1 rRNA gene is annotated in these 232 nt (G+C 44.4%); it reads left to right on the plus strand.

Features of this window, described 5'->3' with window-relative positions:
* Positions 1–116 precede the first annotated feature (116 nt).
* Positions 117–231 (plus strand): 5S ribosomal RNA (gene rrf, locus CD034_RS01150).
* Position 232: the final 1 nt, after the last annotated feature.

Raw genomic sequence — 232 nt, forward strand, 5'->3', positions numbered from 1 at the left:
TGGTGACACGTGGAGCTGACGAATACTAATCGATCGAAGACTTAATCAATTTTTTCAAGTTTTGCGACGCAAATCTTTACTTACTATCTAGTTTTGAATGTATAATCATTCACTTGTCTGGTGACAATGGCAAGGAGGTCACACCTGTTCCCATGCCGAACACAGAAGTTAAGCTCCTTAGCGCCGATGGTAGTTGGACTGACGTTCCGCTAGAGTAGGACGTTGCCAGGCA

This window comes from Staphylococcus hominis subsp. hominis (assembly GCF_002901845.1).
GTDB classification, from domain to species: domain Bacteria; phylum Bacillota; class Bacilli; order Staphylococcales; family Staphylococcaceae; genus Staphylococcus; species Staphylococcus hominis.